Genomic DNA, 16,139 nt, shown 5'->3' on the forward strand with positions numbered 1-16,139 from the left:
CAATGATAGATCTATATATTAAAAATGGCAAAACCGTCGCCGGAACTAAAATTGACATTGCAATTAACGATGGAAAAATTGTGGAGGTTGCTGAAACCTTAAACATCTCAAATGCAGCAAAAACAATTGATTTGATGGGCGAATCTTACGTTTCAGCAGGTTGGATTGATGACCATGTTCATTGTTTCGAAAAGATGACATTGTACTATGATTATCCTGATGAAATTGGCATTAAAAAAGGTGTCACAACGGTGATTGATGCAGGCACAACGGGTGCTGAAAATATTGGCGATTTTTATTCACTAGCAGAAAAAGCTGAAACCAATGTTTTTGCTTTAGTTAATATTTCCAAATGGGGAATTGTTGAGCAAGATGAATTGGCCGATTTAAAGAAAATCAAAGAAGACTTGATTGCTGCTGCTATTGATAAATATCCAGATTTTATTGTTGGAATGAAAGCTCGGATGAGTAAAACGGTCGTTGGTGATAATGATATCATTCCGTTAGAATTGGCGAAAAAAATGCAACGATCGAACCAGCTACCTTTAATGGTGCATATCGGTTCTGCCCCACCAAGGCTAGATCAAGTCTTAGATCAGTTGGAACAGGGGGATATTGTCACTCATTGTTATAATGGCAAACCTAATGGTATTTTAGATTCTTCAGGCAAGATTAAAGACTTTGTTTGGGATGCCTATCGTCGTGGTGTAATTTTTGATATTGGTCACGGCACAGATAGTTTTAATTTTAAGGTAGCAGAAACAGCGAAAGCAGCCGGATTGATCTGTGAAACGATTAGTACAGATATTTATCATCGTAACCGCGAAGCTGGGCCCGTCTATGATTTAGCAACTACGCTAGAAAAAATGTTAGTCTTAGGTTATTCTTTAGAAGAGATTATTCCGATGATTACTAAAAATCCAGCGGCAGCTTTTAAATTGACTAATAAAGGCCAATTAGAAATTGGGTTTGATGGCGATGTGACGATATTTAAAATGCAGACTGGCGTTAAGGAATTAACCGATTCTAATGGTTTTACTCGGGAAACTAGAGAACAAATTCAACCAACCTATGCAATTGTTGGTGGAAAAGTTCATGAATTAGCTTAAGGCTGAGGAACTTTTTTGGCAAAAGCCTAGAAGGAGGGAAAAAGTTGGATTTATATAAAAAATATGACTTAAAAGAAGTTATCAATGCTAGTGGGAAAATGACTATTTTAGGAGTATCTAAAGTGTCAGAAGAAGTTTTAGCTGCGCAAAAGTTTGGTGGACAACATTTTTTTGAAATGTCAGAACTTACCTTGAAAACTGGGAAAGCAATTGCACAGTTAATTGGTGCAGAAGACGCGATTGTCGTTTCTTCCGCTTCCGCTGGAATTGCTCAATCAGTCGCCGCTTTTATCGGCGCTGGGGACAACTACCATGCCTATCATCCTTTTACAAATAGGATTAAAAAACGTGAGATTATCTTACCTAAAGGCCATAATGTTGATTATGGAACACCAGTTGAAGTGATGGTAGAATTAGGTGGTGGTGAGGTTATTGAGGCTGGATATGCCAATATGTGTACGCCAGAGCATCTAGCAATGATGGTAACTGAAAATACTGCAGCAATTTTGTATATTAAGAGTCATCATACGGTTCAAAAAAGTATGTTAACAGTTAGCGAAGCAGCAAAAGTAGCAGCAGAGCACCAATTGCCATTAATTGTTGATGCCGCAGCTGAAGAAAATTTAGTGAAGTATCTAGACGAAGGTGCCGACCTTGTCATTTATAGTGGGGCAAAAGCTTTAGAAGGACCAAGTTCAGGTTTAGTGATTGGGAATCGTCAATTTATTGACTGGGTTCGTCTGCAAGGCAAAGGGATTGGACGTGCAATGAAAGTTGGCAAAGAAAATATTCTAGGCTTAACAGCCGCAATTGAACAGTATGTTGCTGAAGGCAGTGAGTCTGGTGAGGCTATGAAAACACGTCTAGCTCCGTTTTTAACGGATTTAAATCAAGTGCCACACATAGTTGCTAGCTGTGAACAAGATGCCGCTGGAAGAGAAATCTATCGTGCTAAAATAACAATTGCGGATTCAGCACCATTAACGGCTAAAGAATTAGTTGTTGGATTAAAGCAAGGCAATCCAGCGATTTATACGCGTGATTATCGTGCGAATAATGGCATTATTGAATTTGATATTCGTGCTGTAAATAAAGCAGAGATGGAAAAAATAGTCTCAGCACTTCAAACGTTACTAGGGTAACGACATAGACATAAGAGTGAAAAACCATAGCATAGCTACATTAATTAAAAAGAGAAGAGGAATTTCCAATGAAAAAAACACCCAATTATTTAGAAGATAGAATTTGTCTAAATGTTTTAGCAAATTCAGTTCAAAACGCAATTGATTGTTATAAAGCTGCTGACAAACATGTCGTTTTAGGCGTTTTATCAAAAAATTATCCAACAGACGAAGAAGCTATTCGTGATATGGAGTTGTATCAAGCCGCTACTGAAAATGCGTTATCTGTTGGTTTAGGTGCTGGAGATCCAAATCAAAGTCAAATGGTTAGTCGTATTTCAGCTAAATTGCAACCACAACATATTAATCAAGTTTTTACTGGTGTTGGCGCGAGCCGTGCTTTGGTTGGACAAGATGATACGATTGTGAATGGACTTGTATCTCCAACAGGTAAAGTCGGATTGGTTAATATTGCTACAGGTCCTTTAAGTAGTCAAGAACCAGCTGGTGAAGTTTCAATTGAGACAGCCATTGCACTATTAAAAGATATGGGTGGAAGTTCAATTAAATTCTTTAATATGAAAGGTTTAGCTCATATTGAAGAGTATAAAGCCGTTGCTAAAGCTTGTGCAGAAAATGACTTCTATCTAGAGCCAACAGGTGGAATCGATTTAGAAAACTTTGAAGAAATCGTTCAAATCGCAGTTGACGCAGGCGTTAAAAAAATTATTCCTCATGTATATAGCTCTATTATTGATCCTGAAACTGGAGATACGCGTCCTGAGGATGTCAAAACATTGTTAAGTTTAATCAAAAAAACGTTAGCTTAATTTGTAAAAATCATAAAAGTTCATCCCTGTTTAGTCTGTTTTTTTTTGAAGCAGATTAAATAGGGTTTGATGCTTTTTCAGATGAAAGGGAGTTTAAGTCGAAAATGAATATTTTAGCCTTTGGTGAAGTGATGATGCGTTTAACACCGCCACACTATAAATTAATTGAACAAACTGATACAGTTGATTTATCTTTCACGGGAAGTGGAGTCAATTTACTTAGCAGCTTGGCTCATTTTGGATATGAGACAACTTTACTAACAACTTTGCCAGCGAATCAAGTTGGACGCGCAGCGGCTGGTAGTTTACGGAAACTAGGCATTCGAGATCATCTAATTGGTTATCAAGGCAATCATATTGGCCTTTACTTTTTAGAAATGGGCTATGGCAATCGCCCTGCTGAGGTGACGTATTTAAATCGCTTAGCTAGCTCTTTTGGAGAAAGTACGATAGTGGATTATGATTTAGATAAAGCCCTTAACCATGCTGAAATTGTCCATATTTGTGGTATTGCTTTAATGCTTTCTGAGGGTACAAGGGAAGTAGCTTTCGCCTTAGCAGAAAAAGCGCATCAGTTGGGGAAAAAAGTTTGTTTTGATTTCAATTATCGCCCAAGCTTAAACGAAACCAATGGTCATGAGTGGGTTAAAGCGCAATTTGAACGAATATTGCCACATTGTGACCTAGTTATTGGTGGAATTCGTGATTTAGTCGAGCTGTTAGATCTACCTGATGCGGTGGCAACAGCGACTGAAATTGAACGACTGGAAGAAGTCAGTCTCAGGTTTATTGAAAAGTATGAGATTCGAGATTTTGCTGGTACCATCCGTGAAAAAGAGGGCAAGAATCTTGGTATTCGAGGTTTCTTACGCCGAAATGAGCAATTTTCCGTTAGTTCAGTTTTTGATTTAGCAATTTACGATCGAATTGGCACAGGAGATGCCTATGGTGCTGGGATTATTACTGGTTTAATTGAAGAGTGGGATAGTCAAAAAACGGTCACCTTTGCGACGAGTAATGCCGTATTAACCCATACAACATTTGGTGATAGTCCGCTTGTACGTAAAGAAATTGTGGAAGGTTTTAGCCAGGGAATATTAGGCGATGTCATTCGCTAAAAAATAAAAAAATTTACCTAAGAAGTTAGCATATATTCTTATTAGGTAAATTTTTTTAGATTTCTTTAAATCTTCATAGTTCCTAATTTATTTATTCAAATTTATCAGGTATGATGAATTTAAAGTGAGAAATCAGGAACTGAAATGGGGGGATTATTCTGTTACGTTTATTAGTAGTGGAAGATGACGAACGATTGTCTGCAAATATTATTGAAATGACAGAAGACTTTTTAAAAGGAGATCAAGCATATGATGGAGCAGACGGTCTTTATCAGGCAGAACAAAATATCTATGATGTGATTATATTAGATTTAATGATGCCTGAGATGAATGGGTATGAAGTATTAAAAGAGCTGCGGAGGCGTAAAGTTGAAACACCTGTGTTAATTTTAACAGCCAAAGATGGCTTAGATGATAAGATTCAAGGATTTGAAGTCGGCGCAGATGATTATTTAGTAAAACCATTTCATCGTGAAGAATTAATTATGCGTCTGAAAGCATTGCTAAAACGCAATCATAGTGGGTTTATGGAAAATCAAATTAACCATCAGGAATTAGTTTTAAATCTACAAAATAAAACAGCGAAGATTGGCGAAAAAATTCTTGTGTTAAATGGCAAAGAATTTGATTTATTAGAGTACTTTATTCAAAACCCAGAAATGATTGTGACGAAAGAACAAATTTTTGATCGTATCTGGGGCTTTGATTCTGAAACATCCTTAAGTGTTGTAGAAGTTTATATGAGTAATTTACGCAAAAAGCTAAAACCTTATGGATATGACGAAGGGATTAAAACCTTGAGAAATGTCGGCTATATGCTAACAGCTGTGACGAGCGTATGAAAAATAAAATTGAGAAAAAACAACAGCGTCGCTTTTTTATATACAATATGGTTGCCTTTGCTTTAATCTTTATCGCTTTTGGTTTTATTATCTTTTTTCAAGTGCAAACGTCACTCTATTCTAGAGTGGATGAAGATTTATTAAAGCAGGCTGAACTACGTGGTTCATTTGAACCAAATGGTGCATTTAGCGGAGCACCACCAGGGGAGTTATCACGGCTACCAGATAAAGATGTAACACTAAAAGGTCAAGGGCGTTTTGTCCCGATTGAATGGGACAGCGAAGGGAATATTTTAAATAAAGAAGCGATTGGGACTCAACTTTATGATGAGTTAAGCACTGGTTTTAAGCTAGCTACATCGAAATTAGAGACAGTTCACTCTGTTACTCTGGATAGTGGAAGTTCTTTTCGTTATGTCGTTTATAAAGCTCCCAGTTCAAATAGTAGTGACGTAACGTATCTACAGTTTATTAGTCGTGTAGATGCTGAAAAACAATTAGCTGAAAATTTTGGACGCATTCTAATTATTTGTTCCATCGGATCTTGGATACTGTCTATTTTTGCTAGTTATTACCTTTCACAAAAAGCCATGAGTCCAGTTTTAGCCTCTTGGCGCAAGCAGACAGAATTTGTTGCCAATGCTTCCCATGAACTACGAACGCCATTAACCATCATTCAAAATAAGCTAGAACTTTTATTAACCAAACCAAACGATCGGATTATTGATCAAATGGAGCCCATTGCTCTATCTCTTAGTGAGATTAGGCATTTAAGTAAAATGACAAGTGACTTATTATTGTTGTCTCGTGCAGATTCTAATGCGACTGTATTATCAGAAGAAATGGTGGATTTAAATCGCTTTGTGACAGAAGTGATAGCCCCCTATAAAGAAATTGCAGAGAGCAAAGAAATGACAATTTGGACTCAATTAGATAGCAATCGTGTCAGTAAAATCGACCCAATCAGAATTCAACAATTGTTGGTTATCCTGTTAGATAATAGTTTAAAGTATAGTCAAGCAGGTGATAGTATCGGAATTACGACAGAAGTTAAAGACCATTATTGGATTGTTGAAGTTCGTGATACTGGCCAAGGAATTCCAGAAGAAAATCGAGAAAAAGTTTTTGAACGATTTTATCGTGAAGAAAAATCAAGAAATCGAGAGACTGGTGGAACTGGATTAGGATTAGCCATTGCTAAATGGATTGTTGATTTGCACAAAGGAAAAATTGAGATTTTGGACAATCTTCCTAAAGGAACGATCTTCAGAGTGAAAATACCAATAAAGTAAAATGTGTAAAACTTAAAAAGTTATCCACTGGTTTTTGGGGATAACTTTTGGAATCGGTGTATATCCTTTTAAATATGAATTAGAAAAAGGTGTTATTCATTTGTTTTTAACAGGTTATGCACAATAGCGGTGGATAACTCTGTGGATATAAAAATTTTTTATCCACAAGTTGTGGGTAACTATGAAAAAGACTTAAAAAACAGGTAAAATTATTAAAGAATAGATAAGTCTGTGGACAAGCTTATGCTTGGACTATAATAAAGGAGTATAATGGTAGTAGTTTAATGAAAGGGATGAACCATTTTGAGTCAAGAAAAAATATCGTTAGTTGATACAGGAATCTATATACTCAAAAAGAAAATCAAAGGAGAAAATAAATTAAAGCCTAGAAACCCACTTCCAGCTGAAACAATTGATGTAAAAAAACTGGATTTAGCAACAGACCAAGTTTTTTGGTTAGGGCACTCGGCAGCGCTCCTTATTTTAAATCAAAAAGTCATTTTGTTAGATCCTATGTTAGGCAAACATGCCTCTCCATTACCTATTGCTTACCCACGTTTTGAGGGACAGCGACCATTAGATTTAGCAGAATTTGAATGGATTGATTTGGTTTTATTCACTCACAATCATTATGATCATTTAGACAAATCGAGTATTTTAAAAATAAAAAATAAAGTTGAATTATTTTTAGTCCCTGTAGGAATGAAAAATACCCTAGTTCGTTGGGGAATAGCTCCTAAAAGAGTCAAAGAGATTTCTTGGAATCAAGACGTTTTACTTGATGAATTAACCATTACAGCAACTCCAACGCAACATTCTACAGGTCGCGGCTTATTTGATCAAAATAAAAGCCAAGCTAACTCTTGGGTTTTGAAAAGTCCAAAAACCAGCTTATTTCTTTCTGGAGATAGTTCTTATGCAGACCATTTTAAGGAAATCGGGAACCAGTATGGACCTTTTGATTTAGCTTTAATGGAGTGCGGTCAATATAATCCAAAATGGAAAGAGTCCCATATGTTTCCTGATGAAACAGTTTCAGCAGTAATCGATAGCCAAGCTAAGAAATTTATACCAATTCACTGGGCAGGTTTTGCACTATCTTTCCATCCTTGGCAAGAACCCGTTGAAAAAGCAAGCCAAGAAGCAGTTAAACAGGGTATTCAAATGGATACACCAATGATTGGACAACAATATAAAATTCATGCAGAAAATGTCACGAATAAATGGTGGCGAAAAGTAGATTAATAAAAGAAAGTTGGTGTTATAATGGATGGAAGTGAAGCTCTAAATTATTTAATAGAGAAAACCAAAAATTGGCCGGAAATGGTGATTTTTGTCAATTGGGGAATGGATTCAAACACACGAGAAGTAACATTGGTAGCTGCCTATAGTCATTTGATAACAGAAAAAGCTAGCTTTTTAAAAGATGGAACGGAACACGGTATTCAAGGAACGTTCTTTGCCTTAACAGAAAAAATATTTTCCAAAAAAAGATTAAATCAATGGTTAGAAGAGATACATTTAGAAAAAGCAGATGCTAGAGGTTAAGGACATTTCTTGTTCTTAACCTTTTTTATTTCTTTAATCAAGGCTCAATGTTTATACTTTTAAATATCTCTTGTATTTAAATTGAGTTCTTGTAATAATAAAGATAAGAAATACATCAAAAATCAATTTAGTTAAAATTCAGACAAACTAGTTTCAAGAAAGGTATATGTTTAAATGACTAGCTGGGAAATATTAGAAATTGAACAAACAAATGACAAAAAAGCAATAAAAAAAGCATATGCAAAAAAGTTGAAAAAAATGAATAGAGAAGAAGATGTTGCTAGCTTTCAAGAACTAAAAGAAGCATTTGATCGAGCGATTAATTGGACAAAAAATCAAAAAGAAGAGAACACTAACTATATAAAAAAAGAAGCTTTATACAATAATGATGCTGATAGTATGGAATATAAATTATCAGCTGAAAACCAAAAAGAATTATCTGAGTGGATTGATAGTAAAAAAGCTTATTGGTTTGATTTTAATTTAAATTCTAGTCAAAATAACGTAATCAAAAATAATTTAGTTACTCAATTAAGTGAATTCATATTGATGAAAGGCTTAACTAAATGGCTATTTATGAGTGGGGATCAAAAAGAAATTCTTCTTTCAAAGCAATTGGAGAAGCTAATTTTTCAATCAGAAGAAGTAGTGGATGAAGTGCAACTAGAATTAGTCTACTATGAGGTTAATAAATTATATGGTGATTTTAAACGTCGTATTAAACTAGAAAACTGGGAAAAACTTTTTGAAAATAAAATTATTCGATTGACTAAAGACTATGAAGAGCAACAAGCATTTTTTACTGATTTTTTACTAACGAACTATTATTATTTACCTCAACCCGTTGTTAGTTTTTTATGGAAGACTTTTTACTTAGAAGAATATACAAGTATTTCCATGAAAAGTTACAGTCATGGGGAAATAACTGATAGAATAGAGCAAATAAAAAAATTACCGAACTTTTCATTTGACCTTCTTGTTGATTTAGAAGAAAAAGTTCGACAAAAGTTTCTAGAAGCAAGATTAGTTGCTTATTTCTATATAGAAAAGGGGCAATTTGTTTTAGGAGAGAGAAAGATTTCAGAAGCACAACGTTACTTTGATTCTGATACTGAACTTCTTTTAATGAAAACTTATTTTCAGATTAAAGATAGTAAAAATGGATATGTATGGTTAATAAAATTTATGGCTTATTTACCAACTATTTTAATTTTAAATAAAATTATTAAACTAGATCCAACGAATCCAGTAGCCCGAATTTATCGTGCTTATTTCAAAACTTCTCTTAAATTTACCGTGAATAAAGAAGATCTTACTTATCTAAACGCAGCAGAAGAATGTGATTTTTTTGAAAAAAATTATATTTTAGGTTGGTTAGCAGTTGAAAGACATTCTTATCAAGAAGCATATAATTGGTTGCTAAAGCTGGATGATTACCGAGAAGCATATAGTCGAAAAAGAATAACAAAAGCGATTAGAAAATTGAAAAAACAAGAACAGAGCAAAACAAAAAAGAATAGATATAAACAAGAATTACGTTTTTACTCGCTCATTTCTTTTCTGCCTCTTTATTTAAAAAGAAAGCCATTAGTAAAATTAGTGTGCGTGTTATTATATTTCTATCTGATTGGAGCAGTCGTTTTAACAGGAACATTAGCTAGCTTCTTTCTGTATTGTATTCTCTGTTTACTAGGTATAAGTATGTTCTCATACCCTATCCGCAATCGTTATGTTAGAAGAATGCATGAGTACTATAAACAAAATGCACCCGATTTTTATAAAAATCAATCATAACTAAAAAACGACTTGGCTATTTTTAGTCAAGTCGTTTTTCATTATCTAATTTGACCTTCACCAAAAATAATATATTTTGTTGAAGTAAGTTCTGTTAGTCCCATTGGTCCTCTGGCATGAAGTTTTTGTGTACTGATGCCAATTTCCGCACCAAAACCAAACTCAAAACCGTCTGTAAAGCGTGTCGAAGCATTGATATAAACAGCAGCCGAATCAATTTCACGATGAAATTGTTGACCATGGAAATAGTTATCTGTGACAATCGCTTCTGAATGACCCGTACTATAATGATTAATATGTTGAATCGCTTCATCAAGAGAATCAACTACCTTAACAGCTAAAATAAAATCAGAAAATTCAGTTTCCCAATCACTTTCAGTAGCAGGAATGGCTGTTTCTAAAAGAGCTAATGCTCGTTCATCGGCTCGTAATTCGACATTATATTCGACTAAAGCTTTTTCAATCACTGGTAAAAATTCAGCCGCTACAGATTCATGAATCACCAAAGTTTCCAAAGCGTTACAAACAGAAGGGCGAGTGCATTTTCCATTCACAATAATATCCGTTGCCATTTTTAACTGAGCAGCAGAATCTACATATACATGGCAGTTTCCGGTTCCTGTTTCAATCACAGGAACGGTTGCTGTTTCTAAAACCGTTTGAATTAGACGAGCTCCGCCGCGTGGAATTAAGACATCTAGATATCGATTTAGGCGCATCAATTCACGAGCAGTTTCCCTAGAGGTATCTGTCACTAATTGAATTGCTTCTGGTGGGAAAGCAGTAGTTGCTAAAGCATTTTGCAAGATTGTTACTAAGATTTGGTTGGAGTGAATCGCTTCTTTACCACCTCGCAAAATAACAGCATTGCCAGATTTAAAGCAAAGTGCACCAGCATCCGTTGTCACATTAGGACGAGATTCATAAATAATCCCAATCACTCCTAAAGGCACTCTTTGTTGGCCAATCATTAAACCAGCTTCATTTTTCCACATGCCATTGACTTCACCGATTGGATCAGGTAATTCAGCAATTTCTAAAATACCTTTTGCCATGTCTTGAATGCGTTCTTTAGTTAAAAGGAGACGATCAATCATCGGTTCAGGAATCCCGTTTGCCTGAGCTTGTTCGATATCCAAATGGTTTGCTGCAATAATTTCAGCGCTATGCGCCAGTAAAGCTGCGCTCATTGTTCTTAAAGCTGCATTTTTTTCTTGTGTACTGGCTTGTGCTTGATAACGAGAAGCTTTTTTAGCTTGCTCTCCAAGCTGAATTAATGTGTCCATTCAATCACTCCTTTTCCTATTTTTCATTCAAAGTTAATCAGGATTTCTTAGCTTTTCTTTTTCAAAAAATGTGTTCCAATGTTTTCACCATGCATAATCTCAAAAATAATAGTCGGTTCAGCACCGTTTGCTAAAATCATTTGGCTATCTTGGTTTAAGACGTGTTCTGCAGCATTTAATTTTGTAATCATTCCGCCTGTTCCGAATTTTGATCCGTTTCCACCAGCAAGTGACAGCAAGTCAGCTGTGATTTCGTTAATCTCAGAAAACAAGCAGGCATCTTGATGGACAGTCGGGTTCTTATCGTAAAAACCATCTATATCGGATAACATAATCAATAAATCAGCTTGTGTTAACTCGGTTACTAATGCTGAAAGGCTATCATTGTCACCAAATTTTGTTTGATGCTCTAACTCATCTACTGCAACCGTATCATTCTCATTAACAATCGGAATAATATCCATTGCTAGTAATTGATTAAAGGTATTGGTAACATTGGTACGACTTTCTGGAAATTCAATGACATCTCGCGTCAGCAATACTTGCCCGACAACTTGGCTGTAATTATTAAAAAAGTTACTATAGAGACTCATTAATTCACTTTGTCCAACGGCAGCAACAGCTTGTTGTTGGGGAATAGTAGTTGGTCGCTCCGTTAATTTTAAACGGTGGCAACCAACTCCAATTGCTCCAGAAGAAACTAAAATAACTTCTTTTCCTTGATTTTTTAAATCAGTTAAAACAAAAGCTAATTTTTCAATGCGTTGTAAATTAATCGCGCCAGTCGGGTACATTAACGTACTGGTTCCAACCTTAATCACAATTCTTTTTAGTGTATTTAAATGAGCTCGGCTCAGTTCAACCATGATTTGTTTCCTCCAGTAATTGATGATCAGAAATAATCTGAAAAATAAGGCTCGCCTTGTGGAATCACTTGCTCCAAACTTCGTAACGTGCGGCTATCTGTATCTATTCGCTCCAAACGAGCTAAATAAGAAGGACGACGATAACCCATTAACATTGTCGTTAAAGTTTGAATATCAAGTTTAACCGGACTGCCAATTGGCTCACTTGTTAAGGTTAAGGAACCTTCTTCATTAAAGGAAAGCCCAAATACTCCTTGATTCCATTCGAGCATCGGATCTTCGACTACAAAATGAAAATCAGGAACATAAACCATTTCAAATGGATACTCTTTAATAAATTCAGCGACATCCACAATTCGTGCCATAAAATTAGGTTGGATCGTCTCTACAATCTCACTATCTTCTAAAATAAAAGCAATCGGTTCATTCTTGTACAGATGTCCTTCAATTTTATCAATCATCGAAAAGTGAGCCGTGATAAAATTCCAAAGACCTTTACGCGCTTCTTGATTAATATAAAACATTTCTTTCATATGGAAGACATCTTCTGCAATCCAGTAAAAAAGGCAACCTGTTGGCTCGTCGTTTTCATCATAGTAAACAGCAGCAATTCGTTCGCCTTCATTCTCCCAACGCCAATATTCTTCCCATGCCAACTCATCACGAATAAGAGCACCATGAGTAATACGCGCGAAAGCATCATAAACCGCAATCACATCTGGATGATCTAATTCCAGTCTCTCAACATAACCTGTGACAGGAACCGTTTTGGGAAGTTGCGTATCTTTAAAAGTAAAGGTCATTTTATCTGAAATGATTTCCCAACCCTTACGACGATAATAAGGGATAGAGTAGGGGAATAGATAAGAAATCCATTGTCCATTTTTGCGCATCATTTCTAAACTTTCTTTCATTAAATGATGCATTAAACCCAAATTGGCATATTCAGGATATGTTCCCACACCAGTAAGTCCGCCCATTTTAAAAATTTTTCCACGAATATTTACTTCGCAAGGATAAATAGCTAGTTGTGAAATTAATTTTTCATCATCAAACCAGCCAATGACATCGGCTTTTCTTAATACGGGTCGTTTAGCTTTGACTAAATCATCATCTTCATAGCCAACTTCCTGTAAATCTTGGTTCGTCACTTGAAATACGTAACGCAAAAGTTCATTAAATTGTTCTAAATGCTGCATATCGACTGACTTCATTTTAAATTGTTTTGTCTGGTCCTCTAATGACATAAAAATCCCTCGCTCTTTTTAGTTAAAACCTGGAAGTTTCCCAGTTTTTTCATACCTAAGTTTATTATACCTATTTTAGCAGTTTCTATCCGAAAAAACTATCCTTTACGCTAGATTCACAATCAAGTTTGTTCTTTACATTTTTAAAAATAAAAATTATAAAACAATTAGATTTCTTGTGATATTCCTTTACATTTAAAGTTAATTTTGTTTAAATGAAATTGAAGTAAGACATAGGCAAATAGTCGGAGGTGGTTCTATATAAGGTGAAACGTGGTGAGTTTTTAGAAAGCGTTATCTTTAACTGTAAGACGAACAAATATAATTAAAAAGGAGCTTTTATATGACGAAAAAAGCAAACGTTTTATTATTAGCAAGTCTACTTTTATTCAGTTGTCTTATTTTTCCTATTGGTGCAAAAGCCGAAAGCAACCAACAAGAACCAATTATGATGGCCTATTATCGGACGTGGCGCGATGTAACAATGCCACATGATGCCAATTCTAATCTCCCAGATGCAAATGTTACGGCAATGACAGATATTCCAGAAAATCTTGATATTGTCTCAGTCTTTCATTATGTAAAACCAGGTACGGATCAAATGAAATTTTGGAACACACTAAGAGACACCTATGTGCCAACATTGCATCAAAGAGGAACGCAAGTCGTGCGAACCATTGATATTAGCGAACTGTTGAAAGTCCCACATGTGGGAGCCAAGCCAACGGAAGCTGAATATGATCGTTATGCAGATGAATTGATTGCCACTAATTTAACACCTTGGAATTTAGATGGACTTGATGTTGATATGGAATCGACTTTAACGAGTAGCCAAGAAGAAATGGCTGCTGGCGTCTTTAAAGCGCTAGGCAAGAAATTAGGACCAACCTCTGGCACAGGAAAATTATTGATTTACGATACAAATAAAGACAACCATTCCTTATATAAAAAAGTTGCCCAATACACTGATTATCTATTCTTACAAGCTTATGGCAGAAATCCTAGTTTATTAGATAAAACCTGGGATACCTATAAAAATACAATTAGCCCGCAACAATTTTTACCAGGAGTTTCATTCCCAGAAGAGCAAGATAAGAATCGTTGGGATGATACAATCGAACCTTACGAAACAAGCAGAGCCTATTCTTATGCAAAATGGAATCCAAAAGAGGGACCAAAAGGTGGCATGTTTGTTTATGCTATTGATCGAGATGGTAAGAAATTTGGTGACGATACAATCACGAAGACCGATTTTAGTTGGACGAAACGTTTGACGGATACAATGAAAGAATAACAATGAAAATCAATTTAAATTGTGATAAGGATTTTATTTTTGCACAATCTATTATTAAGAACTATTGACTCCAGATATAGAGAAAAGCCTACCATAAAACATTATGGTAGGCTTTTATAATTCATAAAAAAGAAAATACCCATAGGTTTGATCTCCTTGTCCATTTGATCCTGAATTCCCGGAATTTATAACGAGGGAAGGGCAACGCCTAACGCCTCGTATAATTCCTTCTGCTTCGTCGTAACCTCTCCCAACACGCGACCGTGCCCGGGGGCCTCAAATAATTCAATCATGTCCAGTTCGTCCAGTACACCTTGAAGGGTCCATTGGTTAAATAGCTCGGCATCCTGCATCTTCTTTTTCACGTAGGATAAGTAGATTAAGGCGATGAATTCCACAAAAAGCTTCCCATTCAGGGACAATTCGGATGAAACTTGCATTCTTCTGAAGTTGAGGCGCTCTTTTAAATTGCCGAAGGCTTTTTCAACAACATCCTTGCTGCGATAAAGAGACAACGCTTCAAACGGATCATTGACCTCATTAGAAAGCAAGGCGAAGTAACCATAATTTCTAACCGCATTGCGCATCGCCTCTTCTTTAGGCGTGATTTTCTTCCCTCGTTTAGGTGTCTCAGTAACTTCGAAGTACTTATCATAATCTTTCATACGATAATCTTTTAGTGTATTTTCCTTCAGATCTTGGTGAAGGGCTGTCAGATAGTCGTTCATGTCTACCTGATCTTTAATCGCTTTTTCAGGATTGTAGAACAGATGCAGATACGCGCGCTTTTCCAATTTTATCACATCACCTTTATACGGACGTTCCTGTTCGTATTCCCAGTTTATTGTGCGACATACACCGTAGGTGGTGAACTGTGTTTCGAAGTTTGACCAAAGTTTCAAGTTCTCACGTTCCGCTTCCAACACACCCTTGACATATTTGAGTTTGAGTTGCACTCCTATCACGAATTTCTGGTGGTGTTTATACAAGGCGTTGATATTATCCTTGCTGTAAAAACCTCGATCAAATATCACGTTGACCTTTTTGTAGCCCATTACATCAAATTCCTTCATGAGTTGCCGAACCGTTTTAACATCGGTGATATTTCCGGAGAGCTTGCGGTAATAAAAGGGCAGTCCGGATTGCGCCCCAAACAAGAGTGCCAAGTTGATTTGTGGCAAGCGGTCGTGTTCCTTGTTTCGTCCCTTCTTCACTTGCGATAAGACCTCTGAGTAACTCGATATCGACGTAGTGTCAAATGCCCAATACTCCTTTTCCATCCGGCGGTTGCCTTGTTTCTGAAAGAAGGCCATCCGGCCTTCCTCATCGATTGCTTGGAATAGGTCGCTGCTTCGTTGTGAAGGAATATCCTGGCAATACGGGTGATGATGCAGTTTTTGCCAATGGGAAAAACGACTCAAGGCGTTATTCTCTTCGAGAATCAAGTAATAGGCGATCGACAGAATTTGCTTATAATGCTCCGGGAAGATGGCCTTAAGGTCCGCGTATACGCCTGTCTGCTTGCCAATTTGATCGAGCAGATAACCTGCCCCATAGAAGATTCTTCGGACTTGTGTCATTGGAATCGGCCCTGGCTTAACTTCCGATGAAGTCGGGGCCGGTTTCTTTTTGTACGAACGTGTTGGGACGATTTCACCTGTAACCGGATCGACTTTTCCAATCAGTGTCCTCTTAGCGCGTGATTGTTGCTTTTCCTTATCCCAGTAGGGTTCATTCTGATAGGCATAAGTAATGCCCGTTTTCTTGTTTGTCTGAAAAATAACTGCCATAT

General features: G+C 36.2%; 14 protein-coding genes. 10 read left to right on the forward strand and 4 right to left on the reverse strand.

Features of this window, described 5'->3' with window-relative positions; translation table 11 throughout:
• Positions 1 to 2: 2 nt before the first annotated feature.
• The 9 genes from MHI00_RS02790 to MHI00_RS02830 all read left to right on the forward strand — a co-directional run bounded on the left by MHI00_RS02790 (position 3) and on the right by MHI00_RS02830 (position 9,654).
• On the forward strand, positions 3 to 1,109 hold the full coding sequence (locus tag MHI00_RS02790; RefSeq protein ID WP_341110911.1) for an amidohydrolase/deacetylase family metallohydrolase: 1,107 nt from the start codon (positions 3 to 5) through the stop codon (positions 1,107 to 1,109).
• A gap of 44 nt (positions 1,110 to 1,153) precedes the next feature.
• A complete protein-coding gene (locus MHI00_RS02795) occupies positions 1,154 to 2,251 on the forward strand; it encodes a DgaE family pyridoxal phosphate-dependent ammonia lyase (RefSeq protein WP_341110913.1) in 1,098 nt (365 codons plus the stop codon).
• Positions 2,252 to 2,319: 68 nt separating this feature from the next.
• Positions 2,320 to 3,060 carry a 2-dehydro-3-deoxy-phosphogluconate aldolase gene (dagF, locus tag MHI00_RS02800; protein WP_010054550.1) on the forward strand — a complete coding sequence of 247 codons (741 nt, stop codon included), beginning with the start codon at positions 2,320 to 2,322 and terminating at the stop codon, positions 3,058 to 3,060.
• A gap of 104 nt (positions 3,061 to 3,164) precedes the next feature.
• Entirely contained in the window at positions 3,165 to 4,178 is a 1,014-nt protein-coding gene (locus tag MHI00_RS02805; RefSeq protein ID WP_229251689.1) for a sugar kinase, read from the forward strand.
• 158 nt (positions 4,179 to 4,336) lie between these two features.
• On the forward strand, positions 4,337 to 5,020 hold the full coding sequence (locus MHI00_RS02810) for a response regulator transcription factor (protein WP_317913088.1): 684 nt from the start codon (positions 4,337 to 4,339) through the stop codon (positions 5,018 to 5,020).
• Positions 5,017 to 6,312: a sensor histidine kinase gene (locus MHI00_RS02815; protein ID WP_341110916.1), complete on the forward strand. Its 1,296-nt coding sequence runs from the start codon at positions 5,017 to 5,019 to the stop codon at positions 6,310 to 6,312. Before MHI00_RS02810 ends, MHI00_RS02815 begins: the two co-directional genes overlap by 4 nt.
• A gap of 303 nt (positions 6,313 to 6,615) precedes the next feature.
• Complete coding sequence (locus MHI00_RS02820; protein ID WP_016356613.1) at positions 6,616 to 7,557, forward strand: MBL fold metallo-hydrolase; 942 nt, start codon at positions 6,616 to 6,618, stop codon at positions 7,555 to 7,557.
• 21 nt (positions 7,558 to 7,578) lie between these two features.
• Positions 7,579 to 7,860 carry a hypothetical protein gene (locus MHI00_RS02825; protein WP_010054555.1) on the forward strand — a complete coding sequence of 94 codons (282 nt, stop codon included), beginning with the start codon at positions 7,579 to 7,581 and terminating at the stop codon, positions 7,858 to 7,860.
• 174 nt (positions 7,861 to 8,034) lie between these two features.
• A complete protein-coding gene (locus tag MHI00_RS02830) occupies positions 8,035 to 9,654 on the forward strand; it encodes a hypothetical protein (protein ID WP_341110920.1) in 1,620 nt (539 codons plus the stop codon).
• A 41-nt stretch (positions 9,655 to 9,695) separates the two neighbouring features.
• Here the strand turns inward: MHI00_RS02830 and MHI00_RS02835 are convergent, their stop codons facing one another.
• From MHI00_RS02835 to MHI00_RS02845, 3 genes are read right to left on the reverse strand one after another with little or no spacing between them, the layout of a single operon-like run.
• Positions 9,696 to 10,940, reverse strand: coding sequence for a glutamate-5-semialdehyde dehydrogenase (locus MHI00_RS02835; RefSeq protein WP_341110922.1), 1,245 nt, complete (start codon positions 10,938 to 10,940; stop codon positions 9,696 to 9,698).
• 47 nt (positions 10,941 to 10,987) lie between these two features.
• A complete protein-coding gene (gene proB / locus MHI00_RS02840; RefSeq protein ID WP_010054559.1) occupies positions 10,988 to 11,806 on the reverse strand; it encodes a glutamate 5-kinase in 819 nt (272 codons plus the stop codon).
• Between the two features lie 26 nt (positions 11,807 to 11,832).
• A complete protein-coding gene (locus tag MHI00_RS02845; RefSeq protein WP_010054560.1) occupies positions 11,833 to 13,053 on the reverse strand; it encodes a GNAT family N-acetyltransferase in 1,221 nt (406 codons plus the stop codon).
• Between the two features lie 343 nt (positions 13,054 to 13,396).
• On the opposite strand from MHI00_RS02845, the gene MHI00_RS02850 reads away from it, so the two are divergent.
• A complete protein-coding gene (locus tag MHI00_RS02850) occupies positions 13,397 to 14,347 on the forward strand; it encodes an EndoS/ChiA family endoglycosidase (protein WP_015077415.1) in 951 nt (316 codons plus the stop codon).
• A 185-nt stretch (positions 14,348 to 14,532) separates the two neighbouring features.
• Here MHI00_RS02850 and MHI00_RS02855 read toward each other — a convergent pair whose 3' ends face one another.
• The gene (locus MHI00_RS02855; RefSeq protein WP_034558278.1) at positions 14,533 to 16,137 is read right to left on the reverse strand and encodes an IS1634 family transposase; all 1,605 of its coding nucleotides are present in this window, start codon (positions 16,135 to 16,137) and stop codon (positions 14,533 to 14,535) included.
• Positions 16,138 to 16,139: the final 2 nt, after the last annotated feature.

The organism is Carnobacterium sp. FSL E2-0243 (genome assembly GCF_038003605.1).
In the GTDB taxonomy this organism is placed as follows: Bacteria; Bacillota; Bacilli; order Lactobacillales; family Carnobacteriaceae; genus Carnobacterium; species Carnobacterium maltaromaticum.

Coding starts and splice junctions, on each gene's coding strand:
- MHI00_RS02790 (WP_341110911.1), top strand. CDS start 3: ATGATAGATCTATATATTAAAAATGGCAAAACCGTCGCCGGAACTAAA.
- dagF (WP_010054550.1), top strand. CDS start 2,320: ATGAAAAAAACACCCAATTATTTAGAAGATAGAATTTGTCTAAATGTT.
- MHI00_RS02805 (WP_229251689.1), top strand. CDS start 3,165: ATGAATATTTTAGCCTTTGGTGAAGTGATGATGCGTTTAACACCGCCA.
- MHI00_RS02815 (WP_341110916.1), top strand. CDS start 5,017: ATGAAAAATAAAATTGAGAAAAAACAACAGCGTCGCTTTTTTATATAC.
- MHI00_RS02825 (WP_010054555.1), top strand. CDS start 7,579: ATGGATGGAAGTGAAGCTCTAAATTATTTAATAGAGAAAACCAAAAAT.
- MHI00_RS02830 (WP_341110920.1), top strand. CDS start 8,035: ATGACTAGCTGGGAAATATTAGAAATTGAACAAACAAATGACAAAAAA.
- MHI00_RS02835 (WP_341110922.1), bottom strand. CDS start 10,940: ATGGACACATTAATTCAGCTTGGAGAGCAAGCTAAAAAAGCTTCTCGT.
- proB (WP_010054559.1), bottom strand. CDS start 11,806: ATGGTTGAACTGAGCCGAGCTCATTTAAATACACTAAAAAGAATTGTG.
- MHI00_RS02845 (WP_010054560.1), bottom strand. CDS start 13,053: ATGTCATTAGAGGACCAGACAAAACAATTTAAAATGAAGTCAGTCGAT.
- MHI00_RS02850 (WP_015077415.1), top strand. CDS start 13,397: ATGACGAAAAAAGCAAACGTTTTATTATTAGCAAGTCTACTTTTATTC.
- MHI00_RS02855 (WP_034558278.1), bottom strand. CDS start 16,137: ATGGCAGTTATTTTTCAGACAAACAAGAAAACGGGCATTACTTATGCC.